This window comes from Poseidonibacter lekithochrous, from assembly GCF_018861145.1.
Lineage (GTDB): Bacteria > Campylobacterota > Campylobacteria > Campylobacterales > Arcobacteraceae > Poseidonibacter > Poseidonibacter lekithochrous_A.
The window spans coordinates 192291-213591 of sequence record NZ_JAHKQT010000004.1 but is presented as its reverse complement, the minus strand read 5'-3'; the positions used below and the strand labels follow the sequence as shown (position 1 = coordinate 213591).

The window sequence follows — 21301 nt, the reverse complement described above, 5'->3', positions numbered from 1 at the left end:
AAATATGATAAAATCAAAATAAAAAAGAAGATTATGTTTAAAACTAATGATTATTGGGAAGAAGAGTTTGTAGAAATTGATGATAAAATTTTGGATTCTATTTATTTTGATAACTGTACTTTTATAAAATGTGACTTTTCAAAAGCTTCATTTCGTGATTGTAAGTTTACTGAGTGCACTTTTAAAAATTGTGATTTGTCTTTATCTAAATTAATATCTTGTACTTTTAATGATGTTACTTTTGATAATTGCAAACTTATTGGAATTTCGTGGAGTAATTGTCAAGAACCTTTTGATGTGAAATTTGAAGCATCTAATCTTTCTCAAAATTCTTTTCATCTTTTAGATTTACGAAAAATGAGGTTTATAAATTCTTTGATAATAGATACAGGTTTTGAAGAGTGTAATCTTGAAGCTGCTATTTTTGATAAATGCAATTTAGAGCAAACTATTTTTATAAGTAATAACTTACAAAAAGCAAATTTTGAAACATCGAAAAATTATTTAATAGATCCAAAACACAATGATATAAAAAAAGCACAGTTTTCACTTCCTGAGGCTTTGAGCTTTTTAAGTCTGCTTCCTATAAAAATAAAATAAATAGTAGATTAGAATATATAGAATATTAAAAGAGCTAATCAAGCTCTTCTATTTTGAAAAATCATAACATTTAATATGCTCATCATATTAAATGTTATAATATTATAAAACATTTATAGGAGAGGGTATGAGAGTAGTATTTCTTTTTATAATTACAAGTATTTTTAGCATTTTTGTAACAGCAAGTACAACAGTAACAAAAATATCATCAAACCAAGGTATTGTCTGGGGAATGGTTTTCATAGATGAAAATAATTTACTTCTTTCACATAAAGATGGAAGAATATCATTATTAAATTTACAATCAAAAGAGATTAAAAATATTGAAAATGTACCAAAGATTTTAAATAGAGGTCAAGGTGGATTGCTAGATATTCAAAAGAAAGATGAATGGATATATTTGACATATGTAAAAAGTGTCAAAGGTGAGGGTGCTACTACATTAGCTAGAGCTAAACTTGAAAACAATAAATTAATAGACTTTAAAGACTTACTTGTAACAAAATCTATCTCAAGTGCTTCACATCATTTTGGAAGTAGAATTACTTTTGATGATACAGGACATTTGTACTTTTCAATAGGAGATAGAGGGACTAGAGATAACGCACAAAATTTAAAAACTCATGCAGGTTCAATTATTAGACTTAATCTAGATGGTTCAGTTCCAAGAGACAATCCTTTTTTAAATGATACAAATGCTTTACCTGAAATATATTCTTACGGGCATAGAAATCCTCAAGGACTTTTTTATGACATAAATAGTAAAAAACTATACTCAAATGAACATGGTCCAAGAGGTGGTGATGAAATTAATATCATTGAAAAAGGTGCTAATTATGGTTGGCCAATCGTTTCACAAGGAAAAGAGTATTGGAATCCAATGTATGTAGGTGAATATCGTAGTAAAAAAGAATATATTGATGGTATAAAAGTTTATATTCCTTCAATTGCTCCAAGTTCATTACTCTCATATAGTGGGAAGAAATATAAAAACTTAAAAGGAAACTTGTTTTCTGGAGCACTTAAACTTCAACATTTAAATCAAATAATCTTAGATAAAAATGATAATGTAATAAAAGAAAATAGACTGTTAGAAGATTTACATGAAAGAATAAGAAATGTAATTGAGTCTCCAAATGGTGAAATATATATATCAACAGATAGTGGGAATATCTATCTTGTTGATTTTAAAGAGTAAGAGTAAATCAAGAATTATAAAGTAATTTATAATTCTTGTAATAATTAATAGTTTCCATTATTAATAGTGCAATTAATCCCATTATCCAATATAAAAACCACATACTAATCATTCCAATAAAGCCATCTTCTCCTATATAATCAACTACTTGAAAAATAAGAAAAAAGACAATTGTATTTTTTAAAGAAAAACTATTGTTTTTATTAAAATCTATTAAATCTTTTCCTTTTACTTTCATCTTAAAATATAAAAGTGTAAGAGTAATAGGAAGTAATGCTAAAATAAATAAATACTCTTCTTTTATTAGCTCAATAGTTTTTTCTTGTCCAAATACATATAAATAGACTGAGATAATTGCAATTAAACTTAATATAAATAGATTTCGTGGTGGCATTATGATTTGCATTAAACTCTTCTTAATCTTTTATAAGGTTTTAAAGTTGTTAATCTACTATCAACTAATCCACGTCCTATTGTAAAGTGATATAGCGTTTGAAATTGATTTGAAATTAAACCTAGCGTTTCATGAAGAATATTATCTAGGAAACATCCAATACCAGTTGCTGATAAGTTTAATGATGTTGCTTCTAAATAAAGCTGTTGTCCAACAGCTCCACAATCCCAGTATAAGTGCTTATATTTTGAAGAACCATATTTCTCTAATTGGCTTGTAAATTCTGCTAGCATTCCTAAAGTAAAGGCACCATCGCTTGCTATATCTTGATTACAAGAGATTGCTTTTGCTAAAAATTTAAAATCTCCATTTTGAAGTTTATATAACTCTCCTGCCTTTGTATCAACTTTTTCCCATAAAAATTCATCTTTTAGTAAAGTTTGCAGTTTACTTTTATGCTCTTTATTTCGTATTAAAATATAAAGACCAGACTCAAGTTCTTCAACACTGTGTACAAAAAGTACTAAGTTTATAGTTGAAGTATCACATTTAACAGAACCAAGAATTGTTTCAAACTCTTTTTTAGAAATTGTACAATCTTCTTTATTCATAACTTGTGCTGAACGTCTTTTTAAAACTATATCTTTAGCTAATAAAGAAGGCTCTCTATATGGATTTAATTCATACTTGTCGTTGACATATTTTTTTATATCTAATTCATCACTTAGTGTTGCATCTTCGATTTTTTCTAAAATATCCCACTTATGCCAATTTTGGCTTAATTGATTTGCTTTCCCTTCATACTTTTCTTGAAGCTTTTTTCTTAAAAGAGAAATATCTATATCTTGACTAGTTAAAGCAACGTTAGTATCTTTTGATACAAGAATTAACATATCAGCTAATTCTCTTTCTTCTGGAACATATCTGCTACTTTGATTAAAACCTATTAAGCTTTCAAGTTGCGAATCTTTTGTATTTAAAACTTCTATTTTCCATCCTAAAATTAAAGCAGAAATCTCTAAAGCTTTTAGTGCATGTCCACAATCAAGTTGCGTATATCTCCAAGATCTCTCTCCATATTTCCAAGCTTCTCTCCAAACAATAGAAGATAAACATACTAAAAAACTATTCTTTGGTAAGTTTAGATTCTCTTTTGATGAACTTAAAAGTTCTAATTCATGCTCTTTAGGAGAGTAGTGATGTAAACCATCTTTGATTCCTTGAATCTCATTTGCTAATATATATGCTTCGCTTGGTTGTAAGTTTCCACTAGAAGCATTACATCTTAAAGCCCATGATTGCTCACCATACTCTTTAATAGCAGCAAGTCCTAGAGAGAACTGAAAAAATTGTGATATTGATTCAAGACATAAAGGTGCACTTAATTTATTTTCTTTTTCGTCATTTGCTTGAGTAAATATTTGACTATATTCTAAAGTATTATTATCAAATGATAAAGGAAGAGTTGTTTTAGTACTACTATATGTTCTATATGGGTCTGGTTGTGTTGCCCAATCCATATAACCTAAAGACCTTGCGTATCTTTGTTGCGAGTGTTTTGTTTCATTATGATAGGTATAAACCATTTGTAAGTTATTATTCATTCTGTATGGTAGCACAGAAGCTTTAATAAATCATTAAATAAAAATATTTTAGATATCATACTAAAAATAAAATCTAGTATACAAACATAGGTAAGAAATGAAAGAAAAAATATATTTAATCCCAGGTCTTATGACTGATGAGAGACTTTGGAGTAGAATTAAACCTTTTTTAGATGAATATGAATTAGTCCATATACCAATTCCACATAGTGAAGACTTTGATGAGATTCTTGATATATTATTAGATATCTTTAAAGAAGAGAAAGTAAATCTTTTAGGATTTTCTTTAGGTGGATATATAGCTTCTTACTTTGCAGTTACATATCCACATAGAGTAAACAAACTATTTATGGTAGCAGCAACTCCAGGAGCTTCTGAAGAAGCTGAGATTGAAAGAAGAAGAGAGAAGTTTGCTGTAATAGAAAAAGAAGGCTTTAAAGGCTTACCTTATGAAAAAGCAGTAACACTTGTAGAAGAGCAAAACAAAGATGATATTGAACTAATAAAAACAATCCAAGATATGTTTATGGATTTGGGAAAAGAGACTTTTATTACTCAACTTACAAGTACGTTTAATAGAGTAGATTTACTTGAGGACTTAGTTGGACTAAAATTAAATATATGGTTTTACTATAGTACAAAAGATAGATTGTTAAATCATAAGTCAATGGAAAAACTACAAAAAATAGAACATAATATGACTTTAATCTCACGTGAGGGAACAAGTCATAATATACCTCTTGAATCTCCCAAAGAGTTAAGTACTAAAATAAAAGAGTGGATGAGCAAATAGATACAAAAAAAATATTAGTTATAGGATATGTATGGCCAGAACCAAAGTCCTCAGCAGCAGGTACTCATATAATGTCTATAATGAGACTATTTAAAGAAAACAACTATAAAGTAGAGTTTTGTACACCTTGTGCTATATCTGAGCATAGTATTGATTTAAATGATGAAGGAATTAGCTCTTCAAGTATAGAGTTAAACTCTGATAGTTTTGATTTGTATGTAAAAGAGTATAATCCTGATATTGTATTATTTGATAGATTTATGATGGAAGAGCAGTTTGCTTGGAGAGTTGAGTTAAACTGTCCAAAGGCTTTAAAGATACTTGATACTGAAGATTTACAATTATTAAGAAATGCAAGACATCAAGCTTTAAAAGAAAATAGAGATATTACAAAAGCAGATTTATTTTCTTCTTTAGCAAAAAGAGAGATATCTGCAATTTTAAGATGTGATATTTCTTTGATAATATCTTCTTATGAAATGCAATTACTAAAAGAGACTTTTAAAATAGATAGCTCATTACTTCATCATTTACCTTTTATGGTGGATTTAAAAACAATTCCAAATAAGACAAAAGCTTATGAGCAAAGAGAACACTTTATGACTATTGGAAACTTTCGTCATGCTCCAAATTGGGATGTAGTTTTGTATCTTCAAAAAATATGGCCACTTATAAAAAAGCAACTACCAAATGCACAGCTTCACATATATGGCTCATATCCACCACCAAAAGCAACAGCTTTAAATAATCCAAAAACAGGGTTTTTAATAAAAGGTTGGGCCAATGATGCTTATGAAGTTATGGAAAACTCTAAGGTTTGCTTAGCTCCTATTAGATTTGGTGCAGGAATAAAAGGAAAACTTTTAGATGCAATGATTATGCAAACACCAAGTGTTACAACAAGTGTTGGAAGTGAAGGTATGTATGAAAGTGAAGCTTGGCCTGGATTTATAAGTGATGAGGTAGAAGAATTTGCAAAAAAGGCAGTTGAATTGTATAATAATGAAAAATTATGGAATGAAGCAAAAGTAAATTCAACTATATTGCTAAAATCAAAATATGATGCAGAAATATTATCAAAGAAGTTAATTGAAAAAATTGATGAGGTATATAAAAATCTAGAAGAACATAGATTAGATAATTTCATAGGTTCAATGCTAAAACATCATACCATGGCAAGTACAAAGTATATGTCTCAATGGATAGAAGAAAAGAATAAAAACAAATAGGACAAGATATGATTAATAGAGTATATATGACAAAAGAGAGATTTGAAGAAGAACTAAAAAGTGGTAATTTACCTCATAAAAGTTATGAAGATTATAAAAAATCTGTAGATAAACTTTATGATGAGTTAGACACAGTTAGTGATGAAGATTTAGAAAAAGAACTAGATGAAAGTAAGTAAACCAATAAAATTTAAAAATAAAAGCTGGGGACATGAAATCTGGATTCATAACTCAGATAAATATTGCGGAAAAATATTGGTAATAGATGCGAATAAAAGCTCCTCTTTCCATTATCATAAACTAAAAGATGAAACTTTTTATATACAAGAAGGAAAAATACTAGTAAAAGTAGTTTCTAAAGATAATATACAAAAAGAGTTTGAAATGAAAAAAGGAGATGTTTTAGATATTCCAAAAGGAACAAAACATCAATTTACAGGAATTGCAGAAAAGTCAGAAATATTTGAAGTATCAACAGAACACTTTGATGATGATTCTATTTATATATAGGAATTTATAGTTGGAAGAGTTAGCAAAAATAGTTTCATTTGAAGAGTTTGATAAACTAAAAGAAAAATTAGGAACTATTGTATGTACTTCTGGTGGCTTTGATCCAATTCACTCTGGACATATATCATGTTTACAAGAATCAAAACAATATGCAAATACCTTAGTTGTAATTGTAAACGGAGATAACTTTTTAAAAGATAAAAAAGGTAAACCTTTTATGAATTTATCTGAGCGTTGTTCTATTGTATCTTCAATTAAGAATGTAGATTATGTTATACCTTTTGAAATAAAAAATGACTCTACAGTTATAAAAGCTTTAGAAAAAATCAAACCAAACTTTTTTACAAAAGGTGGTGATAGGCATGATAAAAAAACTATTGCTGAGTGGGATATTTGTGAGAAATTAAATATAAAAATTATTACAAATGTAGGAAATGAAAAAAAGCAGACAAGCAGCTCAAAATACTTGAACGCTTGGACTTCTTGAAAAGAATTTTATTTTTACCTATATTTTATTAATATGGATAAATTTCTTTATATTTTACCCATATCTTTGAAATATGAGTACTTTTTACTATTTTCTACCCATTTCTAAATAAGTCAAATAACTAGAGGCTGTTTTTCTAGTAACACTAAGAATACCTTCGATAAATGAAATTTTTGTATATGGATGATAAAATAATGATTCTAGTAAATCTTTACTATATATTTTTGGTTTGTTCTCTTGTATTTTATTTTTAGTCTTTTTCATAAGAATTTCTATATCTTTAATAATTTGTATTGTTTCTTTAGCTATCTCTTCTATACCTTTTAGCATAAACAATATCCATTCATTTTTCTTTTATATGATTTACTGTTAATATTTTTTGCTTTTTATAATTTTAAAGCCTAAATATAAAGTATCTTTATAATAGTGAATTTATAACTATTCTTTGATTTGGTATAAATTCTTTAATTTTATTTCCTTGTATCTTTTCTAACTGACATTAAAAATTGATAGTATAAATAACCTAATGATACTTTATTTAAAGTCATCAAAAAATAATTGTAATTAAAATCATTCTCTTTTGTAAGAATACTAATATATTTAAAAATATCATTAAATTTAAGTTCATTACTTAAAAATATCATAGACAAAAATAGAATTATAGGAATAAATAGTTTTTTTTCTAAATCATCTGGGTACGTATAAGATATTAAACCAATAATAGGAAAAGACAAGAGATACCACATAGAATTATGAAGTAAATTTGTAATTAATCCAACTATTAGTATCCAAGTTACTGCTCTAAACCAATTTGTTGAATGTTGAGAACTTAAATCATGTAGTTTAAAGACAATGTATTCTTTCCAGTTTTTTCCTTTTTCTTTTTCTAGTTCAATTCTTTTTTGTTCTAGTTCTAAAGCATGGTATTTATTTGCTTCTATTTTATTTCCAAGCTTTTCAAATTGATGCTTTATTATTCTGTATGTTTCTTGAGATGTTGTTTTTTTATCTTTTATATCTATTCCATAAAAATTAATCTCTTTTTGTATATTGGTATATTCTAAATCTATACCTTTATATAATTCTGCACTTTTAAAATGATTATGACCCTCGAAAGTCACATAACGAAATACCATTTTTTTGAAAAATTTAGTATCTCCAAAAAGTGCTAGTTTTTTAAAGTTGATTGATTTAAAACCAATGTCATCTGTTTTTGTATTTTCTTCTTTGTTCTCTTCAAGAATACCTTTAATAAAAGAACTTTTAAAAAAATCTGCATTCTTTTCAAAATCAATATCTTCTAATTCGAATCTTTCTATCTTGGCATGATGAAGTTTAAAATTCTCTTTAAATACAGAATTTGTAATTTCTACTTTTTGAATTTCTATCTCGTTTTTATTTAGTTTACTTTGAGGATTAATGTAGAATTTACATTCAAGTATAGAATTATTTATTTTTAAAGTGGTGATATTTGTATTAATAATTATAATAGGAAAATACTTATTTTCTTTATCTCCTCTCAAGTTATGATTTATTTCAATTGCATCTATTTCACAATTATCAAAGGTAATACTTGAGTAAAATAATGATTTAATATTAAGATTTTTAAATTTACAGTTTTTGAACTTAATCGCTAAATTACTTAGTTCTTTTGTTCCAGAAAAATCAGTTAATTCAGATGTATTATATTTATAATCGCTAAATTGAACAATCATTCTTTTATTTTCTGATGTTAAATTAAAAGTTTCAAAGTATATATTTGAAAATACCTTACAATTCTCTTCTTCATCATATTCAATATATCCAGACTTTCTTTTTATAAAACTTTCATTATAAAGATTATGAGCTTTAATATATCTAGTATGGCTACTCATTTAAATACTCCTCATACAATTCAAATAAAAACTCTATTCTTTCTTTATCATTTTTGAATGATTTTTTTGTATAGCATTTATCAACTGCACGATCAAGTTCTTGATGTGCTTTTCTTAGTTTTGGTGGCATTGCTAGTGGGTCGTAAAGATCGGCTAAAGAACTGTCTTTAAATTCTGCTCTTATGTCTAAGATTTTTTGTGCTTTTGTTTCAACTTCTAATTTGTTTTTATCACTTACATCTTTTGGAAATGGATAATTATTGTAAACTAAATCTTTTGAATATCTATAGTCACTTTTTAATCTACCACAAGTATATTTAACCCAAGCCATGTGCATTAGAGAGGTTAATTGACCAAATAAAAATAAATCTCCATTTGGAATCATATGACAACTATTATTAGCAATATTATTTTTATCAAAAAAACCCATCGGTATATATGCTCTATTTTCAGATGTTGTACTTGGAACAACGATAAAAGTTTCGGGTCTTTTTCTATCCCTAAAAAGTGTTGGGGTTAAAGCATGTTTTTGAGTTGATGGTGCTTTACTACTTTCTCTAAATTTTTTTACTTTTTGAACTCTTTCTAAAACAGTTGGCATCTCTCTTAAGTCTTTAGGACTTACATCTTCAAGCCATAAACACCATCTTTTTTTATTGTTAAGATATTCTCTCGCACTTATCAATGATAAAATAAATTCTTCTGCTTTTGGTTCTTTATTTAAAAACTCTTCTACTTCTTCATCATCAATTAATAAGTTACCGCCATCTAAAGGCATATTTCCAAAAGCAATTTTAGGAACATCAATCAAAGGTTTACTTCTTGATTCAATGACTAAGTCATCTCCTTCAACTAAGTAAGAATTGATATTTTCAACTTCTTTTTCATGTGCTTCTGCTTTTATATTTTCATATTCAAATATTCTTTTTTTATCTATATTAAAATTACCAAAGCCAATAATTACAACGTGAACTGCTGCATTTGATTTTGCTTCATTTGACCAATTAAAAGTTTGATGTGCAAAATGTATTTTAATACCATAGTTTGTAAATAGTTCTTTCCATAATATTCCTACTTGTTCACCTTGTGCAATAGAATTAGTTGATACAAAAGCAACTTTAATATTTGTATTTTTTATATATATTGAAGCTTTTAAATACCAAGCAGTTACATAGTCTAGAACTCCTGCACCTTTTATTTTTGCAAATACAAGTTCCATGTCTTTTCTTTGTTCTTTATTTTGATACTGTTTTCCATAAAACGGTGGATTCCCAAGAATAAAAGAAAGTTTATCTTTTTTCACAACTTCTTGCCAATCAACTTGAAGAGAATTCCCATGAATGATATTTGCAGATTTTACAAGAGGAAGTCTTACAAAATATTGCCCAAAATATACACTTATCATCATATTCATTTGGTGGTCTATTAACCACATTGCAACTTGTGCTATTTGTGCTGGAAATTCTTCTACTTCTATTCCATGAAATTGATCTACATCACACCAAACAATTGAAGAAATATCAAGTACACTTTGGGTATGAAGTATTTTGAGTATTTCAAGTTCTAAGATTCTCAGTTCCCTATATGCAATAATCAAGAAATTTCCACTACCACTAACTGATTTATTTGATTTACCATTAGTACAATTAGTAAAAGATCCACTATTATAGATTGAGGAATTAAATAAACACATTTTACAAGGTACAATTAAATTTATATACTTTAGTACAATTAAAATAAACCAAAGAAGTACTTTTAATGCTGTATAGTATATTTTTATAATTAGAATATATTGTATTTTTTAATAAACTTAATATAAATGCTGGATCAAAAAAGTTTAAAGTTGATAGTTCTTTATTAAACTCTTGAAGTTTATTTTTGTTCTTTTTGACTTTTTCAAATTTTAAATATAAATCATCTAAAAACAAAGGCTTTATCAGTTTTAAAATATTTGCTTCACTTGTATAATGTGCACCTAAATTTCTTCGTAAAGTTTTGTTCATAATAGATTGGAATAATGACCCAAAAATTGCAGGAGATATTTTTGACCAATCAATATAACAACACTCTAAAAGTATTTCTCGCATTTTTGCATCAAAAGCTGGAATTGGTAAAAACTCTTCAAATAGTTTTCCGTTTGTATATGGAAAGTTTGATAAACTTTCATCTCTTGTTTTTAGTCTTTTATCTTCTTTTGTGTTTAAAACTTGATAAAGTTCTGTTAGTTTTGCTCCTAAATCACTTCCATCTTTACTTGTTCTATCTTCAATAAATTGAGTAAATATACCCTTTTCAAAGATATTTGAATCCTCTGCAAACTGTAAAAATAAAATTCTTACTAAAAACAATTCTAAGGCATGTCCATCATAACCTGTATCTTTTAGTTCATCATGTAGTTTTCCCATAAGTTGAGCGGCTTTGATATTTACAGGATCTTCTTCAATGATTTTGTGTTTTGTATAACCTGCTATAAAACTAAAAAGGGAAATGTTTTTATAGAGTTCATTTATATGAAATTCAGTAGAAATATCTTCTTCTAAATCATAAAGTCTAAATATCTCAAAGTCTAAATATCTCAAAGTCTGATATTAAAACATATTTAGGAAGTTCATCTTCTTTAAGACCTGGGAAATAATCAAGAGCTTGAGTATAGGCTTTGTCTAAGTCTTTGCCTTTTGATTTATGTTCAACTAGAATTGTACCTTTCCAAAAAAGGTCAATACGACCTCTTTTTTCTCCTAGTTTTTTAACAGGTTCTTCAAAAGAAGCTACTCTTCTACGGCTAATACCGAAGATATTAAAAAAGTCATTCCAAAAACTTTGAGATTCTGCATGTTCACGTTCTTCACTTTCCCATTCTTTTGAAAAAGTTATTGCTCTATTTTTTATTTCATTCCAACTTAATGCCATCGTTTACCTTATGTAAAATATAATTATTTATTTTATCTAAAGATAGATTGAAATATGATGTTTTACATATACATAATCTGAGAAATAAAGATAATAAGTATCACACAAAGAAATGGAAATAAATGTGATGTAAATACAAATGGATTTATCTTAAAAAACTTCTGATTAAATCCTCTAATACCTAACCATAAACCAAAAAATGCTTTTATACTTAACATGATTTGAAAGCTATTTAAACCATCATCACTAATAGGTCCAAATACTTGTGTAATTAAATATAAACCTGATGCAACAGCAACTAGAAGTGACCAAGGTACAACTTTTCTTACGTGCATCATAAAAGCTTCTCTTGCTTTTGTAGATTCTTCTTCATTTAAAGTTTGAGAAATTTTTGATAGAAATAAGTTATCTACAAATAAAAAGCCACCATAAATAAATACTGAGAAAAAATGAATTAAATGTATAAATGTAAAAGTGATAATAAATCCTTTAGTCTTAATAATATGAAAATATACTAAAAACTTTTCTCTAATACCTTGATTGAAATCAAAGAAACCTTTTCTAAAGCCAAAACTGTCTAAAATACGATAAATATTACCAAGGATAAAACCCATGTCATTTACAAAATTTAATCTATTAGCTCCTATACAAGAAGCTTTAAAAAAGAATGATTATGAAATTCCTACGAAAATACAAGAAAAAGTTATACCTTTAGTTTTTAAATCACAGGATATTCTTGCTCGTGCACAAACTGGAAGTGGAAAGACTGCTAGTTTTGTTCTTCCTATTTTAAATCATTGGCTAAATAATGTACCTCTTGGTAAATCAAAAATCAAAACTTTAGTTCTAACACCAACACGAGAATTAACACTTCAAGTAGCAGATACTTTTAATAAATTTTCATCATCTTTTGAAAAAAAGATAAAAGTTGTTAGTGTTATTGGTGGACAAAGTATTGGTGACCAACTTTTAGATATACAAAAAGGTTGTGATGTTGTAGTTGCAACTCCTGGACGACTTTTAGATATTTTAGATAAAAAACAAATAAATCTAGAGAACTTAGATTTTTTTGTAGTGGATGAAGCTGATAAAATGCTTGATTTAGGTTTTGAAGAAGAGTTAGAAAAGATATTAGCAAATCTTCCAGAGCAAAGACAAAACCTTCTTTTCTCAGCTACTTATCCTCCTAAAATGCAAAAAATTGCTCAAAAGATTACAAATAATCCTATAACAATTGAAATAGAAAATGAAGAACCAACAGTTGATTTAATAAAGCAAAGAGCAATAAGTGTAAACTTAGAAAATAGAAGTGCTTTATTACAAAAGATTCTAAAAGAAAACAGCTTCTCAAAAGTATTAGTTTTTATGGCAAATAATAGAGCAGCAGATAATATAGCTGCAAAATTTAGGAAATATGGTTTTAAAGCAGAATCATTTCATGGAAATTTAGAACAAGAAGATAGAATTTATACTCTAGATGAATTTAAAACTTCTAAAATAGATATTCTTTTTTCATCAGATATTGCATCACGTGGTTTACATATTGATGATATTTCATGTGTTGTAAACTATGATTTACCAAGATCTCCAGCTGATTATATACATCGAATTGGTAGAACAGGAAGAGCAGGAAGTGAAGGTCTTGCTATTTCTTTTATTACTTTAGAAAATGAAGAACATTTTAAATTGATTGAAAAACGTTCAAATATAAAACTTGAGAGAGAAGAGATTGAAGGCTTTGAATTAATAGGTATTCCTTTAGAAAGAGAAAAAGGTAAAGCGCCAGTAAAAGGAAAAAGGAAAAGTAAGAAAGATAAATTAAGAGAAAAAAAGCAAGAGTAAATTTTACTTATTCTTGCTTTTTCTTTTTCTTTGGAAATACATCATAAATCCTGTAATTGTAAATAATGGCATAGTTAAAGATGCAATAAGCATTAAAATTTGACCTATTCTTCCAAAATACTCTCCTGTGTGAAGAGGTATAATACTTTTCAATAATTTTTCTTCTAAAGGTTTTTTTGAAAATTCATCATGCTTAACAACTGTATTATTTCTTAAATTTAAAGAAATTTGATTTCTTGCTCTATAATGAATTGGATTTTTCTTCATATAATTAAAAGTATAAATACCTTTCTTTTCTTCAAGTCTAAGACTAGCGCTTGAATAATCTGTAACATTTTCTTTAAATAAATCAAAAATATTTTGTACTTTTTCTGAAGATAATACAGGTTCTTGACTATTCTTTTTATTTATACTTTTTTTAGTATTTTTAGTCATTTGTACTTTGCTAGATGCAACAGCAGGTCTTTTTTGGGCTCTTTTTTCAACACCTGTTATTGTATGAAGAATATCATTAAACCAATGATAAGACAAGGATAGTCCAGTTATCGTTGATACAAGATAAAATGGAATTACCCACATTCCAAGTGAACTATGCATTGTTGATAGAAAACTTCTACCTTTTTGTTTAAACTTAAATGTAAAACTTTTAAAAAATGCTCTTTTCAATCTAGGAAGATAAACTAAAACTCCACTTATCATTAAGACTAATAGTACTAATGTACAGGCACCTACAATTTGTTTACCAATCTCTCCAGCAACAAGTCCTCTATGTATTATTTCAATAAATTTAAATACTTTTGCTCCTTTTACACTAGGTAAAATTTCTGAGTTATATGGATTTATATAGTAATTAATTCCTCTTCTTCCAGCTTTTCCTTTAGCATTACTTGCTATATTTATTATTACAGATGATGTTGGATCACTATTTATTGTTAAAGCTCTAATATTTGATTTTGGAAATTTTGATTTAAAATTATCTATAAGTTGCTTTTCACTTAGTTTTGTGTTATTAACTTTAACTACATTACTATCTTTGTTAATTAACCATAAAATCTCTTTTTGAAAAGATATCATAGCCCCGGTAATTCCAATAACCATAAGAATAATTCCTGCAGTTAATCCAATGTATAAATGTATTTTAAACCATATTTTTTTATGCATAAATATCAAACTCTCTTTAAAATTATGTAAAAGTAAAATGATGGTGTATTAACAATATTAAAATTTATTAATAAAGTTAATATCCATCATTTTAATTAAAACTTATATGAAACTTGAAACTTGAAGTTTCTACCTATTTCATAGGCTTTATTAGTACTAGTTGTTTGAGAACCAAAAGCAGTATGTCTTACATATGCTTTATCAAAGATATTCCCAACTCCAAAGTTAAAAGTAGTGTTTTTTAAAGGTGTAGGCTTAAATGTAAAGTTTACATCATGAACTGCATAACCTTTTCTTTCATTTGAAGTAATACTATTACTTCTTGAAGAATATGTGTCCCATTCATTACCTGGTACAAATTGAGAATTATAATTAACTTTAAATTCATTAGTTACTTGATAATTTACTCCAACTTTAAATACATGTATTTTTGCAGTTTTAGGATCATATTTAATACCATCAGAATTCGTTTGTTCACCATCTGTATAAGTATGACTTGCTGTAATTCCTAATTTATTTTTGTTATAAGAGAACATTGTTTCTGTTCCCCAAATTACCATATCTCCATGAGAAGCTAATGCAGTATTTTTTGTAGTATGTGCATATTCATCTACATTGTATCTATACACATTAAAGCCAATAATTGAATCATCTGCATCTAAAGCTTTTGTTAAATTATAATCTAACCCAACTTCATAGTTATGACCTGTTTGTGGTGTACTATCTGCATCTTGAACAATAGTATCATTTAACATTAAAGTTTCACCAAGTGCTGGACCTTTAAATATTCTACCGTATGCAGCTCTTAGAGCTAAATTATCTGATACTTGATATTTTAATTTCATTTTTGGAGAAAGTTGATTAAATGTTCCATCATAAATTCCACCTAATTCATATTTGTCATATCTTGCACCTAGTGTAAGTGTTAATCTATCAAAGGCTATTTCATCTTCAAGGTATAATCCAATATTATCAACTTCACCACCATTAATTGAAACACCTGAATCAGTTTTCTCTTGCTCTTCATGTGTATAATCAGTACCATATGTTAATTTATTTATTCCAAGTAAAGAAGTGTTTCTTAAATCATAACCTTTTGAAGAATTTTCATATTCTCGATAACCTGCTGTGTCACTTGCTTCTCTTTCCATATATTGTTTATTAGTAAATACATTTGCTTCAACTTGTACATACTCATTATCAGGAGTATATTTATAGTTTAATGTATAAGTATCTCTATTGATTGAACTGTAATCTTCTTCGTCTGTTTCACTTCCAATCTTTTCACCTGAAATAGCTCTATCTCCACCATCTTCATATTTATTATAAGCTAGTTTAATAGTATTATATTCATCAGGTTTAATTACAATTTTTGCTAAACCACTTTTTAGTTTACTTTCCTTATTATTGATTTCTTCGCCATTTCCTAAAGTTAAAGTTCCATCATTTGAAATCGAACCCATTCCTACAAATTCTACTTTGTTATTAATTTTTCCAAAAACAGCAACACTACCTTTTTTTCTCTCTCTTGCTGTTTCATATCCTAAAGATATTTTTCCTCCAAAAACTTCATTTTCAGATAAAAAATCACTTGGATCTTTTGTTTCATATTTAAATGAACCATTTACAACACCAGGTCCACTTAAAGCTGAGTTTGGTCCCAGTTCAACTGAAGAGATTTTTAATAATGAAGCATCAATTGTTTGATCACCTGAATGATGAAATAATTGTCCTCCAAGTTTAGCTCCATCAACTGTAATATTTGCAAATTTATCTTCTAAACCTCTTACATAAACTTTTTGCCCATATCTAGCATTTCCATCAACCGTAACACTTGGAAGTGCTTTTAAAACATCTTTTACATCACTTGCTTGCTCTTCTTCTAATTGTTTAGATGAAATAGATTTTACTTGGGCATCAAATGCTGATGTGTTTACATTTACATCTGATAATTGAGTCTCTTCTGCAAGTACAGAAATATTAGCCAGCAATAATGCTGCAACAGTTTTTGCAATTTTTATGTTCATTTTTTTCCTTAGTGAATATTTAAGTTAAAATTGTGGCTGGCTATTTATTTTGAATAATAGTTAGATTGTGGCTAGCTGAATAATTTTTTATTTCATTAAAAGTAGTTTCTTTTTGATAGGTCTTAATTAATTAAAGACTTATTTACTAATTGTTAACAAAATATTAACGGCATATTAACAAATGTAATCTTAAAATTAACTAAGATTGATAATTGTTATCATTATTCTTTGAAAAGTGATTTTTTTGATATGAATAGGTTTCTTAACTCTATTCATATCTTAATGCATCAATTGGATTTAATCTTGCAGCCTTTCTTGCTGGGAAATATCCAAATATGACACCAATTAATGTTGAAAAAACAAAAGCTATTACTATGATTTGTTGATTAATTATAAATGGTAATTGCATGATATTAACACTAGTATAACCAATACTTAAACCTAACAATATTCCAATAATACCACCTAATGTTGATAAAACAATGGCTTCAACTAAAAACTGTAATAATACTTCTTTTTCCATTGCTCCAATTGCAAGTCTTGTTCCTATTTCTCTTGTCCTCTCTGTTACTGATACCAGCATTATATTCATAATTCCAATACCTCCAACTAATAAAGAAATAGCTGCAATTGACCCTAAAAGATAGGTTAAAGTTTTAGTTGTTGATGTCATTGTAGATAATAAATCTTCCATATCTCTTATATTGAAATTATCTTCTTCATCTATTCCTATTGCTCTTCTTTCTCTCATTAATGCTGAAATATCAGTTTTTGCTTTTTTTATATTTTTACTTTCATTAATGGAAACAATAATTGTTCTAATATCTTTATTCCCTTTTATTTTTCTTTGATACATTCTTAAAGGTGCAACAATTATTTCATCTTGATCTCTACCAAATGCAGCAGCTCCTTTTCCTTTTAAAACACCAATAACCGTACAAGAAAAACTTTTTAATCTAAGTTTTTCTCCAATTGGATTTATATCTTCAAAAATTTGTTTTACAACAGTTGCACCTAAAATACATACTGTTTTACCACTTTCTAATTCATCTTCATCAAAAAGTCTTCCACTTTCTAATTCCCAATTTTTGATTAAAAAGAAATCATTATTAGTTCCTACTATTTCGGTTGCATGACTTTTATTTCCATATATAGCATTAATATTTGTATCATCCTCAGTTGCAACTCCTGAAATATTTTCTATTTCATATCGTAAAGATTCTAAATCATCATCTTTAAAATATCTTGCAGTATTATCACTTCGTGGAGGTCCTCTTCTTTCTTGTCCTACTCTAATTGTTAACATATTAGTTCCAAGTTTTTGGATGTTTTTCTTTACATTTTCAGTTGTCCCATCACCAATCATTACCATTGCAATAACTGAAGCAACACCAATTACTATTCCTAAAATTGTAAGAATTGATCGTAAAATATTTCTTCTTATTTCTTTTATAGCAATTAAAAAAGCATTTATTAACATTATTTAAATCCTTTTTTTAAGCTATCTGAAATATGTCCATCTCTAAAATAAACTATTCTATTTGCATATTGGGCCATATCTTCTTCATGTGTTACCATAATAATAGTTATTTTTGATTCTTCATTTAACTCTTTTAGCAAATTCATTATTTCTATACTTTTAATACTATCAAGGTTTCCAGTAGGTTCATCTGCTAATAATATCAATGGATTTGTAACAATTGCTCTTGCAATTGCAACTCTTTGTTGTTGTCCTCCTGATAGCTGAGATGGAGCGTGATGAACAACACTTTCTAAACCCACCTTTTTTAAAGCTTCAAAAGCTAATTCTCTTCTTTTTGCTGCTGGTATTTTTCTATAAACTAAAGGTAGTTCGACATTTTCTAAAGCACTTGTTCTTCCTAATAAATTAAAACTTTGAAAAACAAAACCAATGTAATTTCTTCTAATTAGTGCCATTTGATTTCTATTTAATTTTTCAACATTAATATCATTAAATAAATACTGTCCAGAGCTTGGATTATCTAAACATCCAATCATATTCATAGCTGTTGACTTTCCACTACCACTTGCTCCCATAATTGCAACAAATTCACTTTCTTTAATAGATAAATCAACCCCATTTAATGCATAAGTTTTAGCATCACCTTTTCCATAAGTTTTAACAATATTTTTAAACTCAATTAGTGCTTTTTCTTTAACCATTAGAACTACTTTGAGATATAATTATATTGTCATCGATTTTTAAGTCTTTTGATTCAACTGCTGTAAATTTGCCATCACTAGCAAGAGTTTTAACTCTAACCCTTTTAGGTTCACCATCTTCAAGTATCCAAATAGCTTTGATATCTTTTGGTTTACCTAATTGTTTTGTTTTAGCTTCTCTTTTAGGTCTTCTTTGTTGTGATACCAGACTATTCATTCCACTTTTTTGTTTAACTTTATTAGTTTTAGGTTTAAATCTAAATGCAGCATTTGGTACTAGTAATTTATTTTTAATTTGTTTTGTAAAAATTTTTGCACTTGATGTCATTCCCGGTCTTAAAAGTAGTTTTTCATTGTTTACTAAAACAACTGTTTCATATGTTACAACTCCATTTACATCAACTGGGTTATATCTTACTTGTTTGATTTTTCCTTTAAAAGTCTCATTTGGATAAGCATCAACTGTAAAAGTTACATCTAAATCTTTTTTAATATCTGCAACATCTGCTTCATCTATACTAACAACTAAATCCATTTTTGATAAATCTTTTGCAAGTGTGAATAGTGTTGGTGTTGACATTGAGGCTGCTACTGTTTGTCCTACTTCAACTTCTCTATTTAAAACTATTCCATTAATTGAAGATTTTACTACTGCTTTTTGAAGATTTTCTTCATCTGTTTGTAAATTAAATTGAGCTTGCAAGACTTTTGCTTTTGCACTATCATAACTTGCTAGACTACTTTCATACGAAAACCTTGTATCATCTAGTTCATTTTGTGAAGGATATTTACCCTTTGATTCTTCATACATTTTTAATGTTCTATTATAATTTAGTTTTTTATTCTTTACATTTACTAAGCTCTCTTTTTGATTTGCCTTTGCAATAGTTAACGAAGCTCTTGAGCTATCTACTTTTGATTGTAGTTTTGTTGTGTCAAGTTTTGCAAGTACTTGTCCAATTTTAACTTCATCATTAAAATCTACATAAACTTCTTTTACAGTTCCTGAAACTTCTATACCAATATCCACACTATTTGTAGGTTCTGTATTTCCTGTTGCCATTACAGTAACTAAAACATCTCCTTTTTTAATTAGGTTTGTAGTAAACTGTACTTTTGTTGATTCATTTTCTTTGTTTATTACAAAATAGTAGTAAACTCCAGCTGTAATTATTAATAGTAAAAATATTATCCAAATAAATTTGCTACTAGATTTTTTATTTGAATAATTATTCAATTCATTTTGTAAATTTGTTTCCATTAACTTTTAGCCTTTGTCATAAAATATAGTTTTGAGTATTCAAGTTTTGTATTAATATCATTTATTTCTAAATCATATTCATTTATTTTTTTAGTGTTTTTTAGTATTTCTAAGTCATAACCTGAAGTCATACCTGCGTTATTTGAAGTATTATTTACAGAAATTAAATCATCATATAATCTTAGATTTTCAATTATTGTTTTTTCATATTGTTCGTATGTATCTAGTTGGGTTAAAATTTGCTCAAAAGTATGACTTAAGTCATTTCTTGTATCTTTAAAATTTATTTTTTCTTTTAATACTTCTAGTTTTGATTTTTCTAGTTTTGATTTTTTAGTCATATCAAATAATGGCATTGAAAGTTTAAGTCCTATATTTCCAGATGAAGCGTCTTTGTTTGTATTATTAGTTAAATCATCATTATTTGAATAAGATAAATTTGAAGATAAGTTTACTTGAGGACCATAAGAACTTTTAAGTTGTTTATACGTAGTATTTAGTAAATCTATTTTTGAATTTGATAATCTCAGGGCAATACTATTTTTTATAAATTCATCTTTATTAAGTTTTTTAAAATCAATAATCTCAATTTCATCGTATTTTAGATGCGTATATTTAGATAATTCATGCTCTTTATCTTTTAATGAATTCTGTAAAGAAATATTACTTTTAAATTGAGTGTTTTTTGACATTATGGCATTGTTTAACTCTATAATATCGACTTTCCCTGCTTTATATTGAATCCTTTTTAGGATTAATTCTATTTTTTTATTCTCTAAATTAAAATCATTTTGTAAAATTTCTAATTTTAACTTTTTGATTTCTAAAAGAGTTTGATATATAGTTTGTAAAATTGAAATATTTTCATTTTCCCACTCAATTAAATCATAACTTAATGTGTCTTTAGCTTTTTTTATTGAAAACTCAATACCTCCAGACTCATATATACTTTGTGAAAATCCAATAGATATACTTTTTGTAAAATTGTCATTTTGTGATGAAAAAGAATGATCTCTACTTACACTTGAATTTAAATCTACTCCTCCTATCCAGTCATTTTTTAAAGTATTATAGTTCTCGTGAATAATCTTTTTTTCTATTTCTCTTAAATTCTTTTTTTCATTTTCTAATAAATTTAATTCATTTGAAAATGCGCAGCTGCATAAAAGAGAATAAATAATAATTCTTTTCAATTATATTCCTTTTTCTAAAATTATATTTCATCTT

22 protein-coding genes are annotated in these 21301 nt (G+C 27.0%); 8 read left to right on the top strand and 14 right to left on the bottom strand.

Annotation, left to right across the window (positions count from 1 at the left end):
* Positions 1 to 33: 33 nt before the first annotated feature.
* Together KO488_RS02940 and KO488_RS02935 are read left to right on the top strand one after the other, a co-directional pair.
* Positions 34 to 600, top strand: a complete 567-nt coding sequence (locus KO488_RS02940) for a pentapeptide repeat-containing protein (RefSeq protein WP_216057291.1) — start codon at positions 34 to 36, stop codon at positions 598 to 600.
* A 127-nt stretch (positions 601 to 727) separates the two neighbouring features.
* Complete coding sequence (locus tag KO488_RS02935) at positions 728 to 1798, top strand: PQQ-dependent sugar dehydrogenase (RefSeq protein ID WP_216057290.1); 1071 nt, start codon at positions 728 to 730, stop codon at positions 1796 to 1798.
* Positions 1799 to 1805: 7 nt separating this feature from the next.
* Here the strand turns inward: KO488_RS02935 and KO488_RS02930 are convergent, their stop codons facing one another.
* Together KO488_RS02930 and KO488_RS02925 are read right to left on the bottom strand one after the other, a co-directional pair.
* Positions 1806 to 2204 carry a hypothetical protein gene (locus KO488_RS02930; protein WP_216057289.1) on the bottom strand — a complete coding sequence of 133 codons (399 nt, stop codon included), beginning with the start codon at positions 2202 to 2204 and terminating at the stop codon, positions 1806 to 1808.
* Positions 2204 to 3796, bottom strand: a complete 1593-nt coding sequence (locus tag KO488_RS02925; RefSeq protein WP_216057288.1) for a SagB/ThcOx family dehydrogenase — start codon at positions 3794 to 3796, stop codon at positions 2204 to 2206. The genes KO488_RS02930 and KO488_RS02925 overlap by 1 nt, the downstream gene beginning before the upstream one ends.
* 97 nt (positions 3797 to 3893) lie before the next feature.
* Between KO488_RS02925 and KO488_RS02920 the strand changes: the two genes are divergently transcribed.
* Genes KO488_RS02920 through KO488_RS02900 form a run of 5 tightly spaced genes read left to right on the top strand, consistent with a single transcriptional unit; the run spans position 3894 to position 6815 of the window.
* Positions 3894 to 4589, top strand: a complete 696-nt coding sequence (locus tag KO488_RS02920) for an alpha/beta fold hydrolase (RefSeq protein WP_216057287.1) — start codon at positions 3894 to 3896, stop codon at positions 4587 to 4589.
* Positions 4574 to 5818 (top strand): glycosyltransferase family 4 protein, encoded by a 1245-nt coding sequence (locus KO488_RS15365; protein WP_216057286.1) that lies wholly within the window; start codon positions 4574 to 4576, stop codon positions 5816 to 5818. The genes KO488_RS02920 and KO488_RS15365 overlap by 16 nt, the downstream gene beginning before the upstream one ends.
* An 8-nt stretch (positions 5819 to 5826) precedes the next feature.
* A complete protein-coding gene (locus KO488_RS02910; RefSeq protein WP_216057285.1) occupies positions 5827 to 5997 on the top strand; it encodes a hypothetical protein in 171 nt (56 codons plus the stop codon).
* Positions 5984 to 6328 carry a cupin domain-containing protein gene (locus tag KO488_RS02905; RefSeq protein ID WP_216057284.1) on the top strand — a complete coding sequence of 115 codons (345 nt, stop codon included), beginning with the start codon at positions 5984 to 5986 and terminating at the stop codon, positions 6326 to 6328. The genes KO488_RS02910 and KO488_RS02905 overlap by 14 nt, the downstream gene beginning before the upstream one ends.
* A 10-nt stretch (positions 6329 to 6338) precedes the next feature.
* A complete protein-coding gene (locus tag KO488_RS02900) occupies positions 6339 to 6815 on the top strand; it encodes an adenylyltransferase/cytidyltransferase family protein (RefSeq protein ID WP_216057283.1) in 477 nt (158 codons plus the stop codon).
* Positions 6816 to 6902: 87 nt separating this feature from the next.
* Here KO488_RS02900 and KO488_RS02895 read toward each other — a convergent pair whose 3' ends face one another.
* From KO488_RS02895 to KO488_RS15175, 6 genes are all read right to left on the bottom strand, one after another.
* Positions 6903 to 7145, bottom strand: coding sequence for a hypothetical protein (locus KO488_RS02895; RefSeq protein WP_216057282.1), 243 nt, complete (start codon positions 7143 to 7145; stop codon positions 6903 to 6905).
* 140 nt (positions 7146 to 7285) lie between these two features.
* Positions 7286 to 8689, bottom strand: coding sequence for a hypothetical protein (locus KO488_RS02890; RefSeq protein WP_216057281.1), 1404 nt, complete (start codon positions 8687 to 8689; stop codon positions 7286 to 7288).
* On the bottom strand, positions 8682 to 10382 hold the full coding sequence (locus tag KO488_RS02885) for a class I SAM-dependent DNA methyltransferase (RefSeq protein ID WP_323134167.1): 1701 nt from the start codon (positions 10380 to 10382) through the stop codon (positions 8682 to 8684). The genes KO488_RS02890 and KO488_RS02885 overlap by 8 nt, the downstream gene beginning before the upstream one ends.
* 1 nt (position 10383) lies before the next feature.
* Positions 10384 to 11268 (bottom strand): type IIL restriction-modification enzyme MmeI, encoded by an 885-nt coding sequence (locus KO488_RS02880; protein ID WP_216057279.1) that lies wholly within the window; start codon positions 11266 to 11268, stop codon positions 10384 to 10386.
* Positions 11249 to 11599: a type IIL restriction-modification enzyme MmeI gene (locus KO488_RS02875; protein WP_216057278.1), complete on the bottom strand. Its 351-nt coding sequence runs from the start codon at positions 11597 to 11599 to the stop codon at positions 11249 to 11251. The genes KO488_RS02880 and KO488_RS02875 overlap by 20 nt, the downstream gene beginning before the upstream one ends.
* A gap of 62 nt (positions 11600 to 11661) precedes the next feature.
* Entirely contained in the window at positions 11662 to 12213 is a 552-nt protein-coding gene (locus tag KO488_RS15175) for a hypothetical protein (protein WP_228318980.1), read from the bottom strand.
* On the opposite strand from KO488_RS15175, the gene KO488_RS02865 reads away from it, so the two are divergent.
* A complete protein-coding gene (locus KO488_RS02865; protein WP_216057277.1) occupies positions 12212 to 13441 on the top strand; it encodes a DEAD/DEAH box helicase in 1230 nt (409 codons plus the stop codon). The two genes, KO488_RS15175 and KO488_RS02865, sit on opposite strands and share 2 nt — an antisense overlap.
* Positions 13442 to 13444: 3 nt before the next feature.
* On the opposite strand, the gene KO488_RS02860 is transcribed toward KO488_RS02865, so the two are convergent.
* From KO488_RS02860 to KO488_RS02835, 6 genes are all read right to left on the bottom strand, one after another.
* Positions 13445 to 14602, bottom strand: coding sequence for a PepSY-associated TM helix domain-containing protein (locus KO488_RS02860; RefSeq protein WP_216057276.1), 1158 nt, complete (start codon positions 14600 to 14602; stop codon positions 13445 to 13447).
* A 95-nt stretch (positions 14603 to 14697) separates the two neighbouring features.
* The gene (locus KO488_RS02855) at positions 14698 to 16629 is read right to left on the bottom strand and encodes a TonB-dependent receptor domain-containing protein (protein WP_216057275.1); all 1932 of its coding nucleotides are present in this window, start codon (positions 16627 to 16629) and stop codon (positions 14698 to 14700) included.
* 268 nt (positions 16630 to 16897) lie between these two features.
* The gene (locus KO488_RS02850) at positions 16898 to 18109 is read right to left on the bottom strand and encodes an ABC transporter permease (RefSeq protein WP_216057274.1); all 1212 of its coding nucleotides are present in this window, start codon (positions 18107 to 18109) and stop codon (positions 16898 to 16900) included.
* Positions 18109 to 18813, bottom strand: a complete 705-nt coding sequence (locus tag KO488_RS02845; RefSeq protein WP_216057273.1) for an ABC transporter ATP-binding protein — start codon at positions 18811 to 18813, stop codon at positions 18109 to 18111. The genes KO488_RS02850 and KO488_RS02845 overlap by 1 nt, the downstream gene beginning before the upstream one ends.
* On the bottom strand, positions 18806 to 20074 hold the full coding sequence (locus KO488_RS02840; RefSeq protein ID WP_216057272.1) for an efflux RND transporter periplasmic adaptor subunit: 1269 nt from the start codon (positions 20072 to 20074) through the stop codon (positions 18806 to 18808). The genes KO488_RS02845 and KO488_RS02840 overlap by 8 nt, the downstream gene beginning before the upstream one ends.
* On the bottom strand, positions 20074 to 21267 hold the full coding sequence (locus tag KO488_RS02835; RefSeq protein ID WP_216057271.1) for a TolC family protein: 1194 nt from the start codon (positions 21265 to 21267) through the stop codon (positions 20074 to 20076). Before KO488_RS02835 ends, KO488_RS02840 begins: the two co-directional genes overlap by 1 nt.
* Positions 21268 to 21301: the final 34 nt, after the last annotated feature.

Bases quoted from the DNA above. Each gene is read 5' to 3' on its own strand.
- KO488_RS02890 (WP_216057281.1), bottom strand. From the start codon at position 8,689: ATGAGTAGCCATACTAGATATATTAAAGCTCATAATCTTTATAATGAA.
- KO488_RS02925 (WP_216057288.1), bottom strand. From the start codon at position 3,796: ATGAATAATAACTTACAAATGGTTTATACCTATCATAATGAAACAAAA.
- KO488_RS02935 (WP_216057290.1), top strand. From the start codon at position 728: ATGAGAGTAGTATTTCTTTTTATAATTACAAGTATTTTTAGCATTTTT.
- KO488_RS02895 (WP_216057282.1), bottom strand. From the start codon at position 7,145: ATGCTAAAAGGTATAGAAGAGATAGCTAAAGAAACAATACAAATTATT.
- KO488_RS02940 (WP_216057291.1), top strand. From the start codon at position 34: ATGTTTAAAACTAATGATTATTGGGAAGAAGAGTTTGTAGAAATTGAT.
- KO488_RS02905 (WP_216057284.1), top strand. From the start codon at position 5,984: ATGAAAGTAAGTAAACCAATAAAATTTAAAAATAAAAGCTGGGGACAT.
- KO488_RS02855 (WP_216057275.1), bottom strand. From the start codon at position 16,629: ATGAACATAAAAATTGCAAAAACTGTTGCAGCATTATTGCTGGCTAAT.
- KO488_RS02910 (WP_216057285.1), top strand. From the start codon at position 5,827: ATGATTAATAGAGTATATATGACAAAAGAGAGATTTGAAGAAGAACTA.
- KO488_RS02845 (WP_216057273.1), bottom strand. From the start codon at position 18,813: ATGGTTAAAGAAAAAGCACTAATTGAGTTTAAAAATATTGTTAAAACT.
- KO488_RS02865 (WP_216057277.1), top strand. From the start codon at position 12,212: ATGTCATTTACAAAATTTAATCTATTAGCTCCTATACAAGAAGCTTTA.
- KO488_RS15175 (WP_228318980.1), bottom strand. From the start codon at position 12,213: ATGGGTTTTATCCTTGGTAATATTTATCGTATTTTAGACAGTTTTGGC.
- KO488_RS02875 (WP_216057278.1), bottom strand. From the start codon at position 11,599: ATGGCATTAAGTTGGAATGAAATAAAAAATAGAGCAATAACTTTTTCA.
- KO488_RS02850 (WP_216057274.1), bottom strand. From the start codon at position 18,109: ATGTTAATAAATGCTTTTTTAATTGCTATAAAAGAAATAAGAAGAAAT.
- KO488_RS02885 (WP_323134167.1), bottom strand. From the start codon at position 10,382: ATGTGTTTATTTAATTCCTCAATCTATAATAGTGGATCTTTTACTAAT.
- KO488_RS02920 (WP_216057287.1), top strand. From the start codon at position 3,894: ATGAAAGAAAAAATATATTTAATCCCAGGTCTTATGACTGATGAGAGA.
- KO488_RS02860 (WP_216057276.1), bottom strand. From the start codon at position 14,602: ATGCATAAAAAAATATGGTTTAAAATACATTTATACATTGGATTAACT.
- KO488_RS02840 (WP_216057272.1), bottom strand. From the start codon at position 20,074: ATGGAAACAAATTTACAAAATGAATTGAATAATTATTCAAATAAAAAA.
- KO488_RS02930 (WP_216057289.1), bottom strand. From the start codon at position 2,204: ATGCAAATCATAATGCCACCACGAAATCTATTTATATTAAGTTTAATT.